Origin of the sequence: Streptomyces sp. NPDC015532, assembly GCF_043078065.1 — a bacterium.
Taxonomy (GTDB): Bacteria; Actinomycetota; Actinomycetes; order Streptomycetales; family Streptomycetaceae; genus Streptomyces.
In genome coordinates, this window is the sequence record NZ_JBIBSY010000001.1 from 491,072 (window position 1) to 508,542 (window position 17,471).

13 protein-coding genes are annotated in these 17,471 nt (G+C 71.9%); 8 read left to right on the plus strand and 5 right to left on the minus strand.

Annotated elements, in window-relative coordinates; translation table 11 throughout:
* The first annotated feature begins 48 nt into the window (after window positions 1-48).
* Window positions 49-1,413, plus strand: a complete 1,365-nt coding sequence (locus tag ACF07B_RS02055) for a glutamate decarboxylase (protein ID WP_392177426.1) — start codon at window positions 49-51, stop codon at window positions 1,411-1,413.
* A gap of 272 nt (window positions 1,414-1,685) precedes the next feature.
* The gene (locus ACF07B_RS02060) at window positions 1,686-3,674 is read left to right on the plus strand and encodes a hypothetical protein (protein ID WP_392177427.1); all 1,989 of its coding nucleotides are present in this window, start codon (window positions 1,686-1,688) and stop codon (window positions 3,672-3,674) included.
* A gap of 111 nt (window positions 3,675-3,785) precedes the next feature.
* Here the strand turns inward: ACF07B_RS02060 and ACF07B_RS02065 are convergent, their stop codons facing one another.
* Window positions 3,786-4,121, minus strand: coding sequence for a VOC family protein (locus tag ACF07B_RS02065; RefSeq protein WP_392177428.1), 336 nt, complete (start codon window positions 4,119-4,121; stop codon window positions 3,786-3,788).
* 389 nt (window positions 4,122-4,510) lie between these two features.
* Between ACF07B_RS02065 and ACF07B_RS02070 the strand changes: the two genes are divergently transcribed.
* Window positions 4,511-4,912: a hypothetical protein gene (locus ACF07B_RS02070; protein ID WP_392177429.1), complete on the plus strand. Its 402-nt coding sequence runs from the start codon at window positions 4,511-4,513 to the stop codon at window positions 4,910-4,912.
* 75 nt (window positions 4,913-4,987) lie between these two features.
* Here the strand turns inward: ACF07B_RS02070 and ACF07B_RS02075 are convergent, their stop codons facing one another.
* Window positions 4,988-5,713, minus strand: a complete 726-nt coding sequence (locus ACF07B_RS02075; RefSeq protein ID WP_392177430.1) for a hypothetical protein — start codon at window positions 5,711-5,713, stop codon at window positions 4,988-4,990.
* Between the two features lie 240 nt (window positions 5,714-5,953).
* On the opposite strand from ACF07B_RS02075, the gene ACF07B_RS02080 reads away from it, so the two are divergent.
* Window positions 5,954-6,442, plus strand: a complete 489-nt coding sequence (locus ACF07B_RS02080) for a potassium channel family protein (RefSeq protein WP_392177431.1) — start codon at window positions 5,954-5,956, stop codon at window positions 6,440-6,442.
* A 33-nt stretch (window positions 6,443-6,475) separates the two neighbouring features.
* On the opposite strand, the gene ACF07B_RS02085 is transcribed toward ACF07B_RS02080, so the two are convergent.
* The gene (locus tag ACF07B_RS02085; RefSeq protein ID WP_392177432.1) at window positions 6,476-7,906 is read right to left on the minus strand and encodes a DUF2252 domain-containing protein; all 1,431 of its coding nucleotides are present in this window, start codon (window positions 7,904-7,906) and stop codon (window positions 6,476-6,478) included.
* A gap of 328 nt (window positions 7,907-8,234) precedes the next feature.
* Between ACF07B_RS02085 and ACF07B_RS02090 the strand changes: the two genes are divergently transcribed.
* On the plus strand, window positions 8,235-9,575 hold the full coding sequence (locus tag ACF07B_RS02090) for a hypothetical protein (RefSeq protein WP_392177433.1): 1,341 nt from the start codon (window positions 8,235-8,237) through the stop codon (window positions 9,573-9,575).
* Between the two features lie 3 nt (window positions 9,576-9,578).
* Here the strand turns inward: ACF07B_RS02090 and ACF07B_RS02095 are convergent, their stop codons facing one another.
* Together ACF07B_RS02095 and ACF07B_RS02100 are read right to left on the minus strand one after the other, a co-directional pair.
* Window positions 9,579-9,752, minus strand: coding sequence for a hypothetical protein (locus tag ACF07B_RS02095; protein WP_362390373.1), 174 nt, complete (start codon window positions 9,750-9,752; stop codon window positions 9,579-9,581).
* 155 nt (window positions 9,753-9,907) lie between these two features.
* Window positions 9,908-10,675: a hypothetical protein gene (locus ACF07B_RS02100; RefSeq protein ID WP_392177434.1), complete on the minus strand. Its 768-nt coding sequence runs from the start codon at window positions 10,673-10,675 to the stop codon at window positions 9,908-9,910.
* 322 nt (window positions 10,676-10,997) lie between these two features.
* On the opposite strand from ACF07B_RS02100, the gene ACF07B_RS02105 reads away from it, so the two are divergent.
* From ACF07B_RS02105 to ACF07B_RS02115, 3 genes are all read left to right on the plus strand, one after another.
* A complete protein-coding gene (locus tag ACF07B_RS02105) occupies window positions 10,998-12,236 on the plus strand; it encodes a hypothetical protein (RefSeq protein ID WP_392177435.1) in 1,239 nt (412 codons plus the stop codon).
* A gap of 48 nt (window positions 12,237-12,284) precedes the next feature.
* The gene (locus tag ACF07B_RS02110) at window positions 12,285-13,073 is read left to right on the plus strand and encodes a TIGR03936 family radical SAM-associated protein (protein ID WP_362390379.1); all 789 of its coding nucleotides are present in this window, start codon (window positions 12,285-12,287) and stop codon (window positions 13,071-13,073) included.
* Between the two features lie 261 nt (window positions 13,074-13,334).
* Window positions 13,335-17,390, plus strand: coding sequence for a ribonuclease E/G (locus ACF07B_RS02115; protein ID WP_392177436.1), 4,056 nt, complete (start codon window positions 13,335-13,337; stop codon window positions 17,388-17,390).
* Window positions 17,391-17,471 lie beyond the last annotated feature (81 nt).

Sequence of the window (17,471 nt, forward strand, 5' to 3'; positions counted from 1 at the left end):
CGGCGTGTCCGCCGTCGCGGCAGGCTCCGCCGCTGTTTGAATCGCGGCATGAGCATGCGTGACGATTCGGCCCTTTTCGGTAACCGGTTCCTGACCGCGCCGGCCCCCTCGAAGACCTTCCCCGACGAGGGCATGGCCGCGACGGACGCGATGCGGCTGCTGGACGCGGACCTTGCGATGGAGGGGGATCCGCAGCGCAACCTCGCCACGTTCGTCACCACCTGGATGGAGCCGGAGGCTCAGCGGATCATCGCCGAGAACCTCCACCGCAACTTCATCGACCACGCGGAATACCCGATCTCCGCCGAGATCGAGCAGCGGTGCGTGCGCATGCTCGCCGACCTCTTCCACGCGCCGGGCGCCACGACCGGGTGCCGGACCCAGGGCTCTTCCGAAGCGATCATGCTCGGGGCGCTGTCGCTGAAGTGGAAGTGGCGGGAGCGCCGCCAGGCGGCCAACCTGTCGGTCGACCGGCCCAACCTGGTCTTCGGCGGAGACGTCCACGTCGTGTGGGAGAAGTTCTGCCGCTACTTCGACGTCGAACCGCGGATCGTCCCGCTCGCCGAGAACAAGTACACCATCGGCCCGGAGGACGTGGAGCCCCACCTCGACGAGAACACGATCGGCGTCGTCGCCGTCCTCGGCACCACGTTCACCGGCCACAAGGACGACATCGTCGGGATCGACAAGCTCCTGCGGGACGTCCGCGACAAGCGGGACCTCGACATCCCGATCCATGTCGACGGCGCCAGCGGCGCGTTCGTGTGGCCTTTCCTCTATCCGGACTCCAAGTGGGACTTCCGGCTGGAGCAGGTCCGCTCGATCAACGTCTCGGGGCACAAGTACGGCCTGGTCTACCCCGGCATCGGCTGGCTGGTCTTCCGCGAGCAGTCCGATCTGGCCGAGCGCCTCGTGTTCCAGGAGAACTACCTGGGCAAGACCGACGCCACGTTCACGCTGAACTTCTCCACCGGCGCCTCGATGGTGCTCGCGCAGTACTACAACTTCGTCCGGCTCGGCCGCCAGGGCTACACGTACGTCATGAAGATGATGCAGGAGAACGCCCACGCGCTGGCGGAGAACCTGCGGAGCGGCGGTCGCTTCGAAGTGATCGGCGGCGACCTGGAACAGCTGCCGCTGGTCGCCTTCCGTCTCGCGGGCAAGCACGCCTACGACGAGTCCGACGTGGCCTGGCAGCTCTCGGCCGAGCGCGGCTGGATGGTGCCGGCGTACACGCTCCCGCCGAACGCGGAGCGGGTGAAGATCATGCGTGCCCTGGTCAAGGAGACGCTGAGCCGCGAGCAGATCGATCGCCTGGGCCAGGACATCGCCGACGCCTGCCGGACGTTGGACGACAAGGGCGCGACCCACGACATCGAGCGGGCCCAGGTCAAGCGCGGCACCGGCTACTGACGCACCTCCACCCCGGTCGCCCGCACCTGCCGGCTGTGCGGGTGCGGCGGGGGCGGGCGAGAGGCCGGCGTCCGGACCGGCCCGCTCGTCTGCCCCGCTCGGAGTGCCCACCGCGAGGAGTGAACGTAGCGTGCCCGTATGAGTGCGATACGTAGCGGTCAGGCCGGAGCCGGGGGCGTCTGCCGTGGGCCTGGGCTACCGGTGCGACGCGGGCTCGGCCGAGTTGGACGCGGCCCGGGCCGGCCGTTCGGCGTGGGGCGGGTGGCGTTCCCGTGATGAAGAAGATCCTGGCCGCACTCGGCATCGTGCTGGTCCTGCAAAGCCTCTTCGCGCTGTGTCTGGTCAGTTCGCTGCAACTGCTCGTGCTGCGCAACGCCCCGATCGGCGTGACCGGCTCGTCCCCGGTCGTGAACGCGGTGAGATCGAAGGTGTCACTTCAGACGATCAACTATGCGGACGAGTCGGCGGTGCTCGATGCGATCGGCCAGAGCAAGCTCTATGGCGCCTACCTGCCCGGCCCCAGGAGTGACACCCTGATCGTGGTCCCGACCAAGAGCTTCTTCGGCCGTGTGGAGCTGGAAGCCGCTTTCGGTGACGCGTCCAAGAAGCTCGGCAAGCCCATGACGGTGAAGACCGTCAAACCGCTGCCGAAGAGCGACCGGCTCGGCGGTGTCTCCGGACTGCTCCTGATCCCACTGCTCATCGGCGGATATCTCGCCGCCGTCCTGGTACTCAAAGCGACCAGGACGGCCGCCGCGCCCTGGCATGTCGCGATGCTCCTCGGCTACTCGACGGCCGGCGCCGTGCTGACCGACCTCATCGCCGGGCCCGGCATCGGCGCCTACGAGAACAGCCACTTCTGGCCGCTGTTGCCCTGCTTCATCCTGATCGCCGCCTCCGTCACGCTCGCCGCCGCGGCCTTCCAACGCCTGGTCGGACCGCTGGGCACTCTCCTGGTGGCGACCCTGTTCATCATCGTGGGCGGCTCAGCGGCCGGCGGGGTCGGTGTCTCCCTGCTCCCGGTCTACTGGCAGCACATCGGCGCCGTCTTCCCGCCCCAGCAGGGCATCACCCTGCTGCGCAACGTCATCTACTTCGACGGCAACAACATCACCACGCCGCTCATCGTCCTCGGCCTGTACGCGCTGGTCGGCGGTGTCGTCATCGGCTTCCTGGGCCGCTGGCGACCCGTCAGGAAGGTCGGCGGGAAGGCTCCCTCCCATCGGGCGGACTCCGCCCCCGCGGCATCCTCCGGGCGTCCCGTCGTGGCAGTCCTGGCGGCTCTGGCCGTCGCCGCGGTGATGCAGTGCCTGTTCACCGCGAACTACATGAGTTCCGCCCATGAGCCCGTCGCGACCGACCTCCCGATCGGCGCCACCGGAGCGTCCCCGATCCTGAACGCCGCCCGCGGCGACCTCTCCCTCAAGGTCACGCAGTACGCCGACGAGACCGCCGCGAAGGACGCGATCGACCAGGCCAGGATCTACGGCGCACTCATCCCCGGACCGACCTCGACCACACTGCTCGTCGTCCCCACCATCAGCGACGTCGCGCCCCTCGATCTGGCGGGGACCTTCGAGGAGGCCGCGAAGAAGCTGGGGCAGCCCCTCCACGTCGAGCAGTACGCGCCCCATCCACTGGCCAAGAAGGACCCCTTCGGCCTGGTCCCCTCGCTGATGCTGATCCCGCTGCTCGTCGGCGGCTACATGGGCGCGACGATGCTCAGAGCGACGACCGGGACCTCCGTCGGACGCTGGCGCCTGCCCGCACTCGCCGGGTTCGCCGTCCTCGCCGCCCTGCTGGTCAACCTCGTCGTCTGCACCTGGCTCAAGGGCTACCCCGCACAGAAGTTCTGGATCGTCTGGCCGATCCTTGCCCTGGTCATCGCGGCGGTCGCCGTCGTCGCCGCCGTCCTGCAAAAACTCCTCGGCGCCGCCGGAACCCTCGTGACCGTCATCGTGGTCATGCTCTTCGGTAATCCGTCGTCGGGCGGAGCCAACGGAGTTCCGTATCTGCCGGCGTTCTGGCGTGCCATCGGCCCGTACCTGCCACCCCGCAACGCCTACATCCTGCTCCGCAACACGGTCTACTTCGACGGCCACGGCACCACACAGGCCCTGATCGTCCTGCTTCTCTACCTCGTCGTCCCCGCCGTCGCGCTCGTCCTGCTCTACCGCTTCCGTACACCGGACAGTCCCGTGACCCCGGAGACCGAGGCCGAGGCGACCGCGCTGACCGTCCCCGTCGGCGGCCTCCCGTGACTCCGCGGCCCGCGGGCCCCTCCCCGTCCGGGAAGTCCGGGAAGTCCGGGAGGGGCTCCTGGTGTGGCGGCCGGCTGCACGGGACGGCGCGCGTGCGGAACGCGGTGGGGGTCAGGCCGGGGTGTCGGCGTCCTGCGCGGAGGCCGCGAACGCCTCGGGGCCCTGCTCCGCCGCGGCCGGGTCCATCCACATGACCTGCCAGCCGTGGCCGTCGAGGTCGTAGAAGCTGCGGGAGTACATGAAGCCGTAGTCCTCGGCGCCGTCCACCTCGGTGCCGCCCGCCGCGAGCGCGGCCGCGCCGACCGTGTCGACCTCGTCGCGGGACGACACGCTGAAGCAGTACAGGGCCAGCGTGTGCGTGGCGGGATCGGCCATCGGCAGTTTCGCGAACTCCGCGAACTTCTCGCGGGTGAGCAGCATGACGAAGGCGTGTTCGCCGACCAGCATGCAGGCGGCTGTCTCGTCGGTGAACTTCGGGTTGAAGCCGAACCCGAGCTCGCGAAGAACGCCTTGCTGCGCTTGAGGTCCGCTACGGGGATGTTCACGAACAGCATGCGGCCGGGGTGTGCGGGAGTGGTCATGGCGGGTCTCCAGACGGTGGCTCGATGGCGTACGTCCTGGTAGACCGGCACGGCCGGCGGAACTCATCGGTGGTGCTCGGCCGATTCCGGGCCGGTCTCGTGACGGGTGTCTGCTGATTGGCCGGGATTCGGCCGATCCATCACCATTGAGGAAGGTGGGCCCGGTGCTCTGCCGAACCGCGGCAGTCTTCCGGTGGCCGCCGTGGGAGGTGGGTCGTGGCCGGAGCCGGGAGCGGGCCCAGGTTCGATCATGTCGTGTCGGTGATGTTCGAGAACCGGTCCTTCGACAACCTGCTCGGCCGGCTGTACCAGCCGGGTGAGGTCGCCTCGTTCGAAGGCGTGATCGGCAAGGAACTGACCAACTCGATCCCCTCGTGGGCCGAGCACGGAGCCGACCGCAAGATCGTGCCCTACGGGATCTCGGCGGACATGGACGCCCCGAACCCGGATCCGGGGGAGGAGTTCACGCACGTCAACACCCAGCTCTTCGGCCTGATCGACCCGCCCGGCAACCGGGGTGTCATGTCCGAACGGATGGCCGCCCCGTTCAACGCGCCCCGGGATTCCGGCGCGCGGCCGACGATGGACGGCTTCGTCATCGACTACATCAGTGCCTTCACCGCGGAGACGGGACGACAGCCGCGCTACGAGGAGTAAACGACCGGACCGCCCGGATCTACCCCGGCCTCGTCAGGGTTCCCTCCTGACGAGAACCGATCTGCGCGGCCCGGCCTATGTCGTCGCCGGCGGAGACGGAGGCGGAGGCGGCGACGGGGCCGCGGGTCCGGTCAGAGCGGAGGGGGCCAGTACCCACAGCAGGGCCCGGCCGGTCAGGGGTGTCGTGGCGATGAGGGTCAGGTAGATCTCGACGAGTGATCCGTCGCCGGTGAGGACGTCGAGGTCACTGGTCAGGCGGCCCAGCAGGTAGATGAGGGCGTCGACGATCAGCCATGAGGCCAGGTTGGCCCCGATCCACCAGGCCCAGCGTCGAGTCACCTCGCGGAGCACCATGGACTGCGACAGACCGAGCAGGGGGCCCAGCGCGAGGCTCTGGCTGGCGGCCAGCAGGTAGGTCGTCGACACGTCACCGTCGGTGTCCTGGGCGTTGATCACCGCGGGCATGATCACGAGGAGCCAGGCCAGCAGCGCCGGCCCGACGTTGGCGGTGATCCACACCTTGCGGGGGACGGGCACCCGCTGCCGGACGACCAGCCATTGCAGCGCTCCCAGAACGCCCCCGAACAGGATGGCCCCGAGGGTGGCGATCAGGAGTGCCACCAGGACGTGGCCGCTGGCGAGATTCAGGTGGAGGGCGTCGCTGCCGAGCAGGGCCAGGACGAAACCGGCGGTCAGGACGGTGACGAAGGCGATCGTGTTGTAGCCGATCCACTGCCAGTACAGGCGGGTGTTCCACCCGTTCGCGGACGTCGTCGCCGGGCCGGTACCGGAAGCGGGCATCGTGCGTTCCTCCGGTGTCGGCGGCCCCCTCCGCGGCAGATCTCCTCAGTCTGTTCCCGGGCGGGCGGGGTGTCCACACGGGCCATTTCGGTGAGTTTGTGGTGCGCCGTCCGTACGGGACCGGGACCACTCGGGGAGAGTGGCTGTCCACAAGCGGGCAGGGCGGCAGGGGCGCACGGCATCGGGTGGGTCCGAGAGGGGATCGTGGACGGGAAGCGGCGCGGTGGACGTCGGACGGTCGTGCTCACGACGGTGCGGTGCATCCTGGTCGCGACCGCCCTGGTCGCCGCCTATTACCTGCTGCCGCTGGACTCGGCCTTCACGGTGACGTCCGTCCTCGCTCTGGTCGGAGGGCTGGTGGCGGTGGCGCTGCTCATGGGGTGGCAGGTGCGCGGGATCGTGAGTTCCGAGCGTCCCCGGCTGCGTGCCATGGCGGCGCTGGCGACGGTACTTCCGTTGTTTCTGCTGCTCTTCGCCACGACCGACTACCTGCTGGACCGCAGCGCCCCCGGCAGTTTCAGTGAAGCGATGTCGAGGACCGACGCCCTGTACTTCACGATGACGGTGTTCAGCACGGTCGGGTTCGGCGACATCAGCCCGCGCAGCGAGACGGCCCGGCTCCTGGTCACGGGACAGATCACGGCCAACCTTCTGCTGCTCGGTGTGGCGGCCCGGGTCCTGGTGAACGCGGTCGAAGAGGGCCGGCGTGCGCAGAGCGGGGCGGAGTAGCCGGCCGGTCGTGGCGGGGCGTCCGAGAGCCGGTCAGCCGGCGGGAACGTCCTGCGCGGGCAGCCGTCCCGCCTTCACGGCGTCGACGAGTGCCTGGTGGTCGCGCTCGTTCTGGTCGGCGTACGCCTCCGCGAAGGTGACGAGGGCCCGGTCGAAGGAGTCCTTCTTTCCCAGGTAGGAGGCGATCGCGATCCGGTCGCCGGACCGCGCGTGCGCCCGGGCGAGGGTGAGGCCGCAGATGCCGCCGAAGGTCTCCAGCTGGAGGGGCGTCATCGTCTCCGGCATCGCGATGCCCTTCCAGTCGCGCAGTTGCCGGATGTAGAAGTCGCGGCGCTTGCCGTCGACGCCGTCCACGCGTTCCCAGCCGAGGAACATGTCGCTCGCCGCCTGCATCAACCGCTGTCCCGCGACGACGCGTTCGCCCTGGTTGCGGTACTGGCTGGCCCCGACGTGGTCGGCGAGGACGGAGGTGTCGGCCTCCTTGGCCTGCAGGAACAGCGGGTCGCGGCCGTCCCGTCCGAGGAGCAGGATGATCCAGCACCGGGTGCCGACGCTGCCGACCCCGACCACCTTGCGGGCGACGTCCGCGAGTTGGTAGTCGTCCAGGAGGAACCGCCGGTCGGACGGAAGCGTGATCCCGTACCGCTCGATGAGCCCGCGGAACTGGCGCTCCAGCGTGGTGCGTTCGGCGTCCGGCAGCAGGTCGGCGAGGGGGACCAGCAGCGGGGGGTCCGGCGCGATCATCGGCCGGCCGTCGACCTCGCGCGTGAGTTTGTCGAAGACCTGCACGGTGTCGCGCGAGCGGGCCTTCGTCAGGGCGTGGTCCAGCTTCTTCTGGCCGCTCCTGCGGAGTTGGCCCGTCGTGAGGTCCGTGAGGCGCTCGGCGTCGATCCTCGCGTACCAGACGTCGAGGTTGCTCATCCCGGCGAAACGGCGCATGGCTTCGCGGTACGAGCGCACGGTGCCGCTCACGATCCGGGCACGCTCGGCGTCGTCGAAGCCGTTCGCCCGGGCGGCGATGACGAAGCTCGCCGACAGCCGCTTGACGTCCCACTCCCAGGGGCCCGGCAGGGTCTCGTCGAAGTCGTTGATGTCGAACATCAACTTCCGCTCCGGCGAGGCCAGCAGCCGGAAGTTGAGCAGATGGGCGTCTCCGCACAGCTGGGCGTCGATTCCCGAGACGGGACTGCCGGCCAGGTCGGACGCCATGATCGCCGCGGCGCCCCGGTAGAAGCGGAACGGGGACTCGGTCATCCGGCTGTACCGGATCGGCACCAGCTCCCGCACCCGGGCCGCGGACTGCCCCTCCAGGATCGCCAGCGGGTCCGTTCTCTTGGAACCGGGCCTGTACACCGCGTGCCCCGACCGCGGACAGCGGCTCCGCGCCTCCTTGCCGAGGGCCGCGCGCTCCGCGGGGGTCGCGTGGGGCGACGTACGCATCGCCGTGGTCGCGTGCTTGGGCATGGGCGGCTCTCCTGCCTGGCTCTGCTGCCCCCGGGAACCACGGCGCCGGAGCGCTGCCGTGCCCCCCACCTGGTGTGCCGTGCCGATCGTCTGTGCCTGGTGGCGTCCAGCATCGAGCGTCCGTGAGCGCCGGGCTTCCCCTCAACGGTAGATCCGTCGAGAGTGCCCCGCACGGCGGCGCGGATCGCCCCCTCCGAGCGTCGGCACCGATCGCTCGGCGCCGGCCGCCCGGTATACCCCTAGCCCGTACGGCCCGTCTGGGCGTGCCGTACGGCCCCGGAGCGAGGCAAATGGAGGGAGGTAGCCGCCCAGGAGCCCCGGAGCAGCCATGACCAGCCCCCACGAGCCGTCCGATCCCCCCGCAGGCCCGGAGAAGGGCGCGGGTGACGCGGTGGGCAGCGGACACCGGGGCGGCTCGACGGCGGCGAGGATCGCCAGGAACACCGCCTCCGCGGTCCTCATCTTCCTCACCTGCGTCCTCGTACCGATCGCGCTGCTCACCGTGTGGGTGCACGACATCGCGCTGGACACCGACCGGTACGTGGCGACGGTCTCCCCGCTGGCCTCGGACCCCGCGATCGAGGACGCGGCGATCAAGCGCATCACCCATGCCGCCGACGTGCGGGTCGACGGCAACGAGGCGGCCTCCGACATCGCCGCGTGGCTCCAGGCGCAGGGTCTGCCGCCGAAGGCCGCTCAGGCGGTGAAGGGGCTCGGCCCCCAGCTCGACTCCGCTGTCACCGACACCGTGCAGAAGGTGGCCACGCGCTTCGTGCGGAGCGACCGCTTCGAGAAGATCTGGACAACCGCCAACCGAGACGCCCACGCCGCTGTCGTCCACGCGCTGACCGGCCAGGGCCGGGGAGCCATCGGCGTGAACGGCGGAACGGTCACCCTGAACGTCGGCGAGGCCGTCGAGCAGGTCAAACAGTCACTCGTGGACGCCGGCCTGTCCCCGGCGGCCGCGATCCCCGACGTCGACAAACAGATGGTGCTCGTCCAGTCCGACCAACTGGAGAAGATCCGCGGCGGAGCTCATCTGCTGGACGTGATCGGGAACTGGTTCCCCGTGCTGGTCGTGGTGATCGGTGCCGCCGGGGTGCTGCTGGCCCACCGACGCCGGCGAGCCCTGGCCCGCACGGCGCTCGGCGCGGCCTTCGCCTGCCTGATCGTGGCCATCGTCCTGGTCGTCGCCCGCCGCTACTACCTGGACCACCTCCCGCCCCAGGTCCAGTCGGAGGCCGCCGCGGCGGCCGTCTTCGACACGCTGCTCCACTTCCTGAAGGTCAGCCTCCGTACGGCGATCGTGCTCGGCGTCGTCATCGCGCTCGGCGCCTACCTCATCGGTCCCGGGCGGCTGCCGCTCGCGGTCCGCGGCACCTCCGAACGCGCGGCGGACTCCGCGGCCCGGTGGGCGTACGCCCATCAGGTCCGCACCGGCCGGGCGGGAACCTGGGCGCAGGCACACCGCCGCTGGATCGCCCTGGCCGCGCTGCTGATCGTGGCCCTGGTCTTCGCCCTCTGGAACCACCCCACGGTCCTGACGATCCTGCTGCTCGTCCTCATCCTGCTGGCCCTGCTCGCGCTCCTCGCGCTCCTCGCCGCCTCCGGGCGCGTCACGACCGAGGCGGAGCGGGTCGCGGCACCGGGGCCGGGCGACGGCCGCTGAACGTCAGCGGTCGAAGGTGCCCTTGGCCCGTTCCTTCGTGCCGCGCATCCTGCCCCGTGTCTCCAGTGCGGCGCCCTTCGCCGCGAGGGTTTCCTTGTGCAGTGCGTGGGCCGCTTTTCGCACGGTCCTGCCGACGACCTGTTCGGCCTTTGCCTTGGCCCGTTCTCCGGCGCTCATCGCAGTACCTCCGCGGAATCTCACCGGCCGGGTTCCCCTGTGACAGGTGGGGAAACGCCGCGCCCCGGGGGAGTGACCGCCGGCACGGCGTGCCGCGAGGGGTGTCCGAGGGGACGTCCCCCGCCCGCCTCCTCGGAAACCCCACCGCGCATGGGTCACGCTCCGCCGTTGACGGCTTCGGGCGTCGGCTGCCGGGCGACCAGGATCCAGGGCTTGGGGCGGCCCGTGCGGTCGGCGCAGTTCAGTGTCGCGGGGTGGGTGGTGGTGAACGCGACGCAGGCGGCCTCCCAGACCTGACCGGTGGTGGTGATGACGTCGAACTTGACGCGCTTCACCGTCTCGGACCGGTTGTGCGCGTTGACGGTGACGTCGCAGGGCAGGCCGGCCGCTCCGCCCGCGGGATAGTCGGGACGGGCGCTGAGGTCGGTCCACAGGAGCGTCTGCTGCTCGCCCGTCCGCTGGTCGCGGATGCCCGCGTACGTCCTCCCGCCGGTCAGCGCGAGACGGATCTCGAAGTCCGCCGATTCCTGCGCGGCGTCGATCCCGACGCAGGGGCCCGTCGGGCCCACCGGGCCGGTTTCGCCCCGGGGGCCGGTCGCGCCGGTGGCTCCGGTCTGGCCGGGCGGGCCCTGGGGTCCGACGGGCCCGGTCGCGCCCCTCGGGCCCCGTGGGCCCCTGCACCAGCGTCCGTCGTCGGGGCGTCCGCTCGCCGGGGCCCGGCCTTCGAGGCGGCGCGGTCCGCAGCGGTCGCCGCCGTCCGGGGCCGCCCCCGCGTGATCGGGTGCGGTGAGGTCCGCCGGTGTCGCGGGGCCGACCACGCCCGACGCCATCACCAGTGCCAGCGAGGCGACCACACCCGCCCTCTTGAACCGGCCGCGGGCCGACGGGCCCGGCAGGCGGGCGGTCCGGGACTCGGAATTCATACGGGGGCGCTCCTTGCGTCGATCGGTGGGAAATTCCTGAAGCCGATCGCGAGCTTTACCCGCCGACGCCGGTCGGACCGGCGCATTCTGCGATAACGCGCCATACATATCATCAGATCAGCCCAATTCGGGAAAGTCTGGTGACTCCGGCTCAACTGTCAGCCGGGAATCCGAAGTTGGACCTGCCGCGGCCGGGACCGTTCGGCGGGTGCCCGATCGCCGTGGGTGGGCGAACCGCGGCGTCGGCTCGGTCCAGGCGGCGCCGGGATGCCGGGTGCCGATATGTCGCATCCATTGTGGCGGCCGGTGCGTCTACGCAGGTATGGATCTGGAAAAGCCGTCCGCCGCCCCGCCCGGTACGCCCGGTACGCAGGCCGAAGGATGTCTCGCTGTCGCGATCCGCCTTCCGGTGCGGATCGTGGTGCTCGTCCTCGTCGTACCGGTACGGATGGTGTGGGACGCGCTCGTCGTCGGAGGACGGTTCCTCCGGGACACGCTGCTCCGACCGCTGGGACGAGCGCTCGGGCAGGCTCTCGGCTGGGTGGGACGGGCGCTGTTCGTGTGGCCCTGGGTGGCCCTGTGGCGCTACGTCGCCCTCCCGCTCGGCCGTGTACTGGCCCGGCTCGGGCAGGTGCTGCTCGTCGTGCCCGCGGTCTGGCTGTACCGCACGGTCCTGACCCCGGTCGGGCATGCCCTCGCCTGGGCGGCCCGGGGGGTCGGTGCCCTGCTCGCTCTGGTGTTCACGGGGGCACTGGCCGCGTTCATGTGGTTCGTCGGCGGCGTCCTGACCGCACTCGACTGGGTCCTCGGTGGTGTCGAGGCCGCGTGCGGCTGGGTGTACGCGCGGCTGCTCACGCCCCTCGGGCGCGCGGTCGCCTGGCTGCTCAAGGGCGTCGGCATGGTCCTCGCGGCCGTCGCGCTCGGCGTGTACACCGTCCTCGCCCGGCTGGTGCGGTACCTGCTCGTGGTCCCCGCCCTGTGGCTGTACACCTGGGTCCTCACCCCCGTCGGCAGGGCGGTCGCCTTCCTCGCCGACCGGTTCGTGCGGCTCGTACGGATGATCTTCACGGGCATCGGTACCGCGCTCTATTGGACCGCCCGCGTCCTGCTGGTGCTTCCCGCTCTCGCCCTGTGGCGCTGGGTCCTCGCGCCCGTCGGGCGGGCCCTCGCCGTCGTGGCCAGGGAGATCGGCGAGGCCCTCGGGCACGCCTGGCGGGTCGCCGGGTACGTCTCGCTCGCCGTCGGACGGTTCCTCGCGCGTCTTTTCCGGTGGACTTTCGTCGAACCGGCGCGCTGGGCCTACCGGACCGTGCTCACACCGGTCGGCCACGCCGTGCGCGACCTGGTGCTGAAGCCCGCGGCCGAGGCGGCGCGCGCGATCCGGCGAACGGCGCGGCAGGCTCTGGAAGCCGCCCGGGACAGTGCCCGGCAGGCCCGCGCCGACTTCCGGCGGATGCTCTTCGGAACACCCCCGGAACCACAGCCGGTCGCCCGGCGGGAACCTGCGGCCGCCGACACACGTACTCTAGGTAGCAGTACGACCGCACTCATGAAGGACTGAGCGACACTGGGCAAGCGACAGCCCGAAGGCCCGCCGCCCGCACCCGCGGTGCAGCGCATCCGACTGCGCTACACCAAGCGCGGCCGCCTCCGGTTCACCAGCCACCGTGACTTCCAGCGCGCCTTCGAGCGTGCCCTGCGCCGTGCCGCCGTACCCATGGCGTACTCGGCGGGGTTCACGCCCCATCCGAAGGTGTCGTACGCCAATGCCGCACCCACCGGCACCGGCAGCGAGGCGGAGTACCTGGAGATCGCGCTCACCGCGAAGCGCGACCCCGAGAAGCTGCGCGAGCTCCTCGACGAGTCGATGCCCCAGGGGCTCGACATCATCGAGGCGGTCGAGGCCCGCGTCTCGGGTCTCGCCGACCGGCTCACCGCTTCCGTGTGGGAGATGCGCCTCGACGGCGTGGACCCGGCGGACGCGGAGCGCGCGGTGGAGGCCTTCAACACGGCCGAGACGGTCGAGGTCAGCCGCAAGGCCAAGAACGGCATGCGGACGTTCGACGCCCGCGGTGCCGTGGCAAGCCTCGAAACGATCTCCGAGACGGACAGTCCACAGGCTGATAGGCCGACCGACCAGGCCTGTGCGATACTGCGGCTGGTTGTTCGGCACGTGACGCCTGCCGTTCGACCCGACGACGTCCTGTCCGGTCTTAGCGCCGTGGCCGACCTGGCGCCGCCGGTCGCCGCTGCGGTGACCAGGCTGGCGCAGGGGCTGTTCGATGAAGAGACCGGCACGGTGACCGACCCGCTCGCGCCCGACCGCGAGGCAGTCGCAGCCGCCCCAGCCGATCACGCGGGGGCCGCCGAAACTGCCGCCGCGAAGGCGTCGGCGTAAGGAAGGTCCCGCGTAAGGACAGATGTCGTAGCGCAGCCCTCGTATCCGGGAGCCACCTGGGTCGGGCAGCGCACCGACCTTAAGACTTTCGCCAGGCCGTACGCACACATGGCGTGCGGAACCGGCGAGACAGGACAAAGAGAGCTCCCGTGCGGCGCCCGCGCCCCGGACGGCGGCACCGCGCATCGCGCGAGCCGCGGACGTCACCGGCATCGCCGGACCAGGCGCGGCGCCCGGGAGCCTGACGGGAGATCCACCCGCATGCTCGAGCCGACCGAACCCACCGAGGGTTCCGACAACAACAACACCCCCAGCGACACCCTGCCGCCGCGGCGCCGCCGCCGTGCGGCGTCGCGACCCGCCGGTCCGCCGACCGCCGCCAACGAGGCCGCGGCCGAGACCACCGCGCCGGCCATACCGACCGTGGCGTCCGCCGACCTTGCGGCGGAGGAAGCCCCCACAGGGGCCGTGACCTCCGCCGACGCCGAGGCCGAGGAGACGGACGAGACCGAAGAGGCCGCCGAGACGGCCCAGGAGGCTCCGGCCGAGGCCGCCACCACAGCTTCCGACGAGGCCGCGCCGCGCCGTACGCGCCGCCGCGCCACCCGTCGTGTCTCCGCTCCCGCCGGCGCGCCCGCGCCGGACGAGGCCGCCGAGACCGTCGAGCCCGCCGCCGTCGCCGAGCCCGAGGGCGGGCCCGCCGAGGAGGCCCCGGCCGCGGTCGAGGAGACCGCGCCCGCCGGCCGTACCCGCCGCCGCGCCACCCGCCGGGCCTCCGCGCCCGCCGGTGCGCCCGCCGCGGACGGGGCCGCCGAGGCCGTGACGACCGCCGCCGAGCCGGTGGCCGCCCCCGCCGCCGCGGACGCCGAGCCCGAGGCGCCCGCCGCCGAGACCGTCGCCGAGGAGGCCGCGCCGCGCCGTACGACCCGCCGCCGCGCCACCCGTAGGGTCTCCGCACCCGCCGGTGCGCCCGAGGGCGACACCGCCGACGAGCGCGTGGAGGCGCCCGTGAGCAGCGAGAGCACGTCCGAGGAGTCCGCGCAGCCGCAGGCCGTCGAGGCGCAGCCCGAGGCCGCACCGGCCGAGGCGGCGCAGCCCGAGGACGGCGGCCCGCGCCGTGGCCGCCGCCGTGCCACCCGTAAGGCCGCCGTCGGATTCTCCGCGCCCGCGCCGAAGGAGACCGACGACTCCTCGCGGCGCCCGGGCCGTCCGGCCGTCGCCGTGTTCCAGGCGCCGGTGTTCACCGAGCCGATGTTCCAGACGCCCGAGCGGGCCGCCGCCGCGGCTGCCGCCGAGGCCGCCGAGGAAGCCGTCGCGCCCGTCGCGCCCGTCGAGGCCCCCGAGCCGGTCGAGACCGTCCAGGAGCCGGCCGCCGGCCGCAGGCGCCGGCGTCGCCGGGGCTTCGAGGACGAGCCGCAGGCCGTGACCGAGGAGCCGCAGGAGTCCGTCGAGGACACGGAGCCCGTCGAGGACGCGGAAGCCGCCGAGGACACGGAAGCCGCCGAGGACGCGGAGGACGCCGTCGAGGGTGACGAGGGCGAGGAGGAGTCCGCGGGCTCCCGTCGCCGTCGCCGTCGCGGTGGCCGCCGTCGCCGCCGCGGCGAGTCCGCCGAGTCGGACGCGGACGGCGAGGACGAGTACGCCGCCGAGCAGGCCGCGCAGGACGCCGAGGACGCCGCGGAGCAGGCCGAGGAGGACGCCGAGGACGCGGAGGAGCGCGAGGAGTCGGGCGGCTCCAGCAGCAGCCGTCGCCGTCGTCGCCGCCGCCGTCGCGCCGGTGACTCCGGCGGAGAGGCCGAGCAGCCCGGCGAGAACGACCCCGAGCGCACCGTCGTCAAGGTCCGCGAACCGCGCGGCAGGCGCGAGGAGCAGCCCTCGGACGAGGTGCAGTCCATCAAGGGCTCGACCCGTCTGGAGGCGAAGAAGCAGCGCCGCCGCGAGGGCCGCGAGCAGGGCCGCCGCCGTGTCCCGATCATCACGGAGGCCGAGTTCCTGGCCCGCCGCGAGGCCGTCGAGCGGGTGATGGTCGTCCGCCAGAGCGGCGAGCGCACCCAGATCGGTGTCCTCGAGGACGACGTGCTCGTCGAGCACTACGTCAACAAGGAGCAGGCGACCTCGTACGTCGGCAACGTCTACCTGGGCAAGGTCCAGAACGTGCTGCCGTCGATGGAGGCCGCGTTCATCGACATCGGCAAGGGCCGCAACGCGGTCCTCTACGCCGGTGAGGTCAACTTCGAGGCGCTCGGCATGGCTCACGGGCCGCGCCGGATCGAGTCCGCCCTCAAGTCCGGCCAGTCGGTCCTCGTGCAGGTCACCAAGGACCCGATCGGTCACAAGGGCGCGCGTCTGACCAGCCAGGTCTCCCTGCCGGGCCGCTACCTCGTGTACGTGCCCGAGGGCTCGATGACCGGCATCAGCCGCAAGCTGCCCGACACCGAGCGCGCCCGTCTGAAGACCATCCTCAAGAAGATCGTCCCCGAGGACGCGGGCGTCATCGTGCGCACCGCCGCCGAGGGCGCGAGCGAGGACGAGCTGCGCCGTGACGTCGAGCGTCTGCAGGCGCAGTGGGAGGACATCGAGAAGAAGGCGAAGAGCGGCAACGCCCCGACCCTGCTCTACGGCGAGCCGGACATGACCGTCCGTGTCGTCCGCGACATCTTCAACGAGGACTTCTCCAAGGTCATCGTCAGCGGTGACGAGGCGTGGGAGACCGTCCACGGCTACGTCTCCCACGTGGCGCCCGACCTGACCGACCGGCTGTCGAAGTGGACCTCCGAGGTCGACGTCTTCGCCACGTACCGGATCGACGAGCAGCTCATGAAGGCGCTGGACCGCAAGGTCTGGCTGCCCAGCGGCGGCTCGCTGGTGATCGACAAGACCGAGGCCATGATCGTGGTCGACGTCAACACCGGAAAGTTCACCGGCCAGGGCGGCAACCTCGAGGAGACCGTCACCAGGAACAACCTGGAGGCGGCCGAGGAGATCGTGCGCCAGCTGCGGCTGCGCGACCTCGGCGGCATCGTCGTCATCGACTTCATCGACATGGTCCTGGAGTCCAACCGGGACCTGGTGCTGCGGCGTCTGCTCGAATGCCTGGGCCGCGACCGTACGAAGCACCAGGTGGCCGAGGTCACCTCGCTGGGCCTCGTGCAGATGACCCGCAAGCGGGTGGGCCAGGGTCTGCTGGAGTCCTTCTCCGAGACCTGTGTCCACTGCAACGGCCGCGGTGTCATCGTGCACATGGAGCAGCCGACGTCCGTCGGCGGCGGCGGCAAGCGCAAGAAGCGCGGCCGCGGCGGTGCCGAGCAGGTCCACGACCACGACCACGAGCACGAGGTGGCCGAGGAGCCGGAGGCCGAGACCGAGGCGGAGGTGGCCGCCGAGGTCGCCGCGCCCGTCGCTCTGGTCGAGACCGAGTTCCAGCCGGACGAGGAGTTCTACGGCAGCGCCGCCGAGGCGGAGGCCGCAGCCACCCGTGGCCGTTCGCGACGTCGGGCCTCCCGGCGCGCGTCCGCTCCCGCCGGTGCGCCGAAGACCGAGGAGCGTGCTCCCCGGACCAGGCGCGAGGAGCGCGCCGAGCGGGCCGCCTCCCGGTCCCGTGAGGCCGTCGAGGCCGAGCCGTTCGCGGCCGAGGACCCGGTCGTGGAGGCGCCGGCCGCTGAGCGGCCGGCGGCCGAGCAGCCGGTCGTCGAGGCTCCCGCCGAGACCGTCGAGGCCCCGGTGGCCGCGGTGGCGGAGGCCGAGGCCGCTCCTCAGGGCCGTACGCGCCGCCGTGCGACCCGCAAGGTGTCGGCTCCGGCCGGTTCGCCCAGGTCGGCCGGGGAGGCCGTCGTGACGGTCACGGAGCCGGTTGCGGCGCCCGTCGCCGAGGCCCCCGCGCCGGCCGCCGACGAGACGGAGACGGCGCCCGAGCCGGTGGCCGAGGCTCCCGCCGGGAGCGCCGCGCCGGCCCGTCCGCGCCGCCGTGCCGTGCGCAAGGCCACCGCGCCCACCGCGTCCGCGGAGGCGGCCGTCGTGGTCGTCCCGTCGGCCGCCGCGGAGCCGGTCGCCGAGCCCGAGGCCGCCGAGCCGGAGGCCGCCGAGGCCGACGGCGAGTCCCCGGCCGCCAAGACGACGGCCGCCCGCAAGACGGCCAAGAAGGTGACGGCGAAGAAGGCCGCCACCAAGAAGGCCGTGGCGGCCAAGAAGACGGTCGCCAAGAAGGCCACGGCCAAGAAGACGACCGCGAAGAAGGCGGCCGTCAAGTCCACGGCGAAGAAGACCGCGGCGGCCGAGCAGACGCTCTCCACCGTCACGGCGTCCACCGACGAGAGCTGAGGCTCCGCACGGTGTCCCCGGCCCGCGCGTCCAGCGGGCCGGGGACACCGCGTGACCGGTGGCACACCCGCGGGGCCCGGG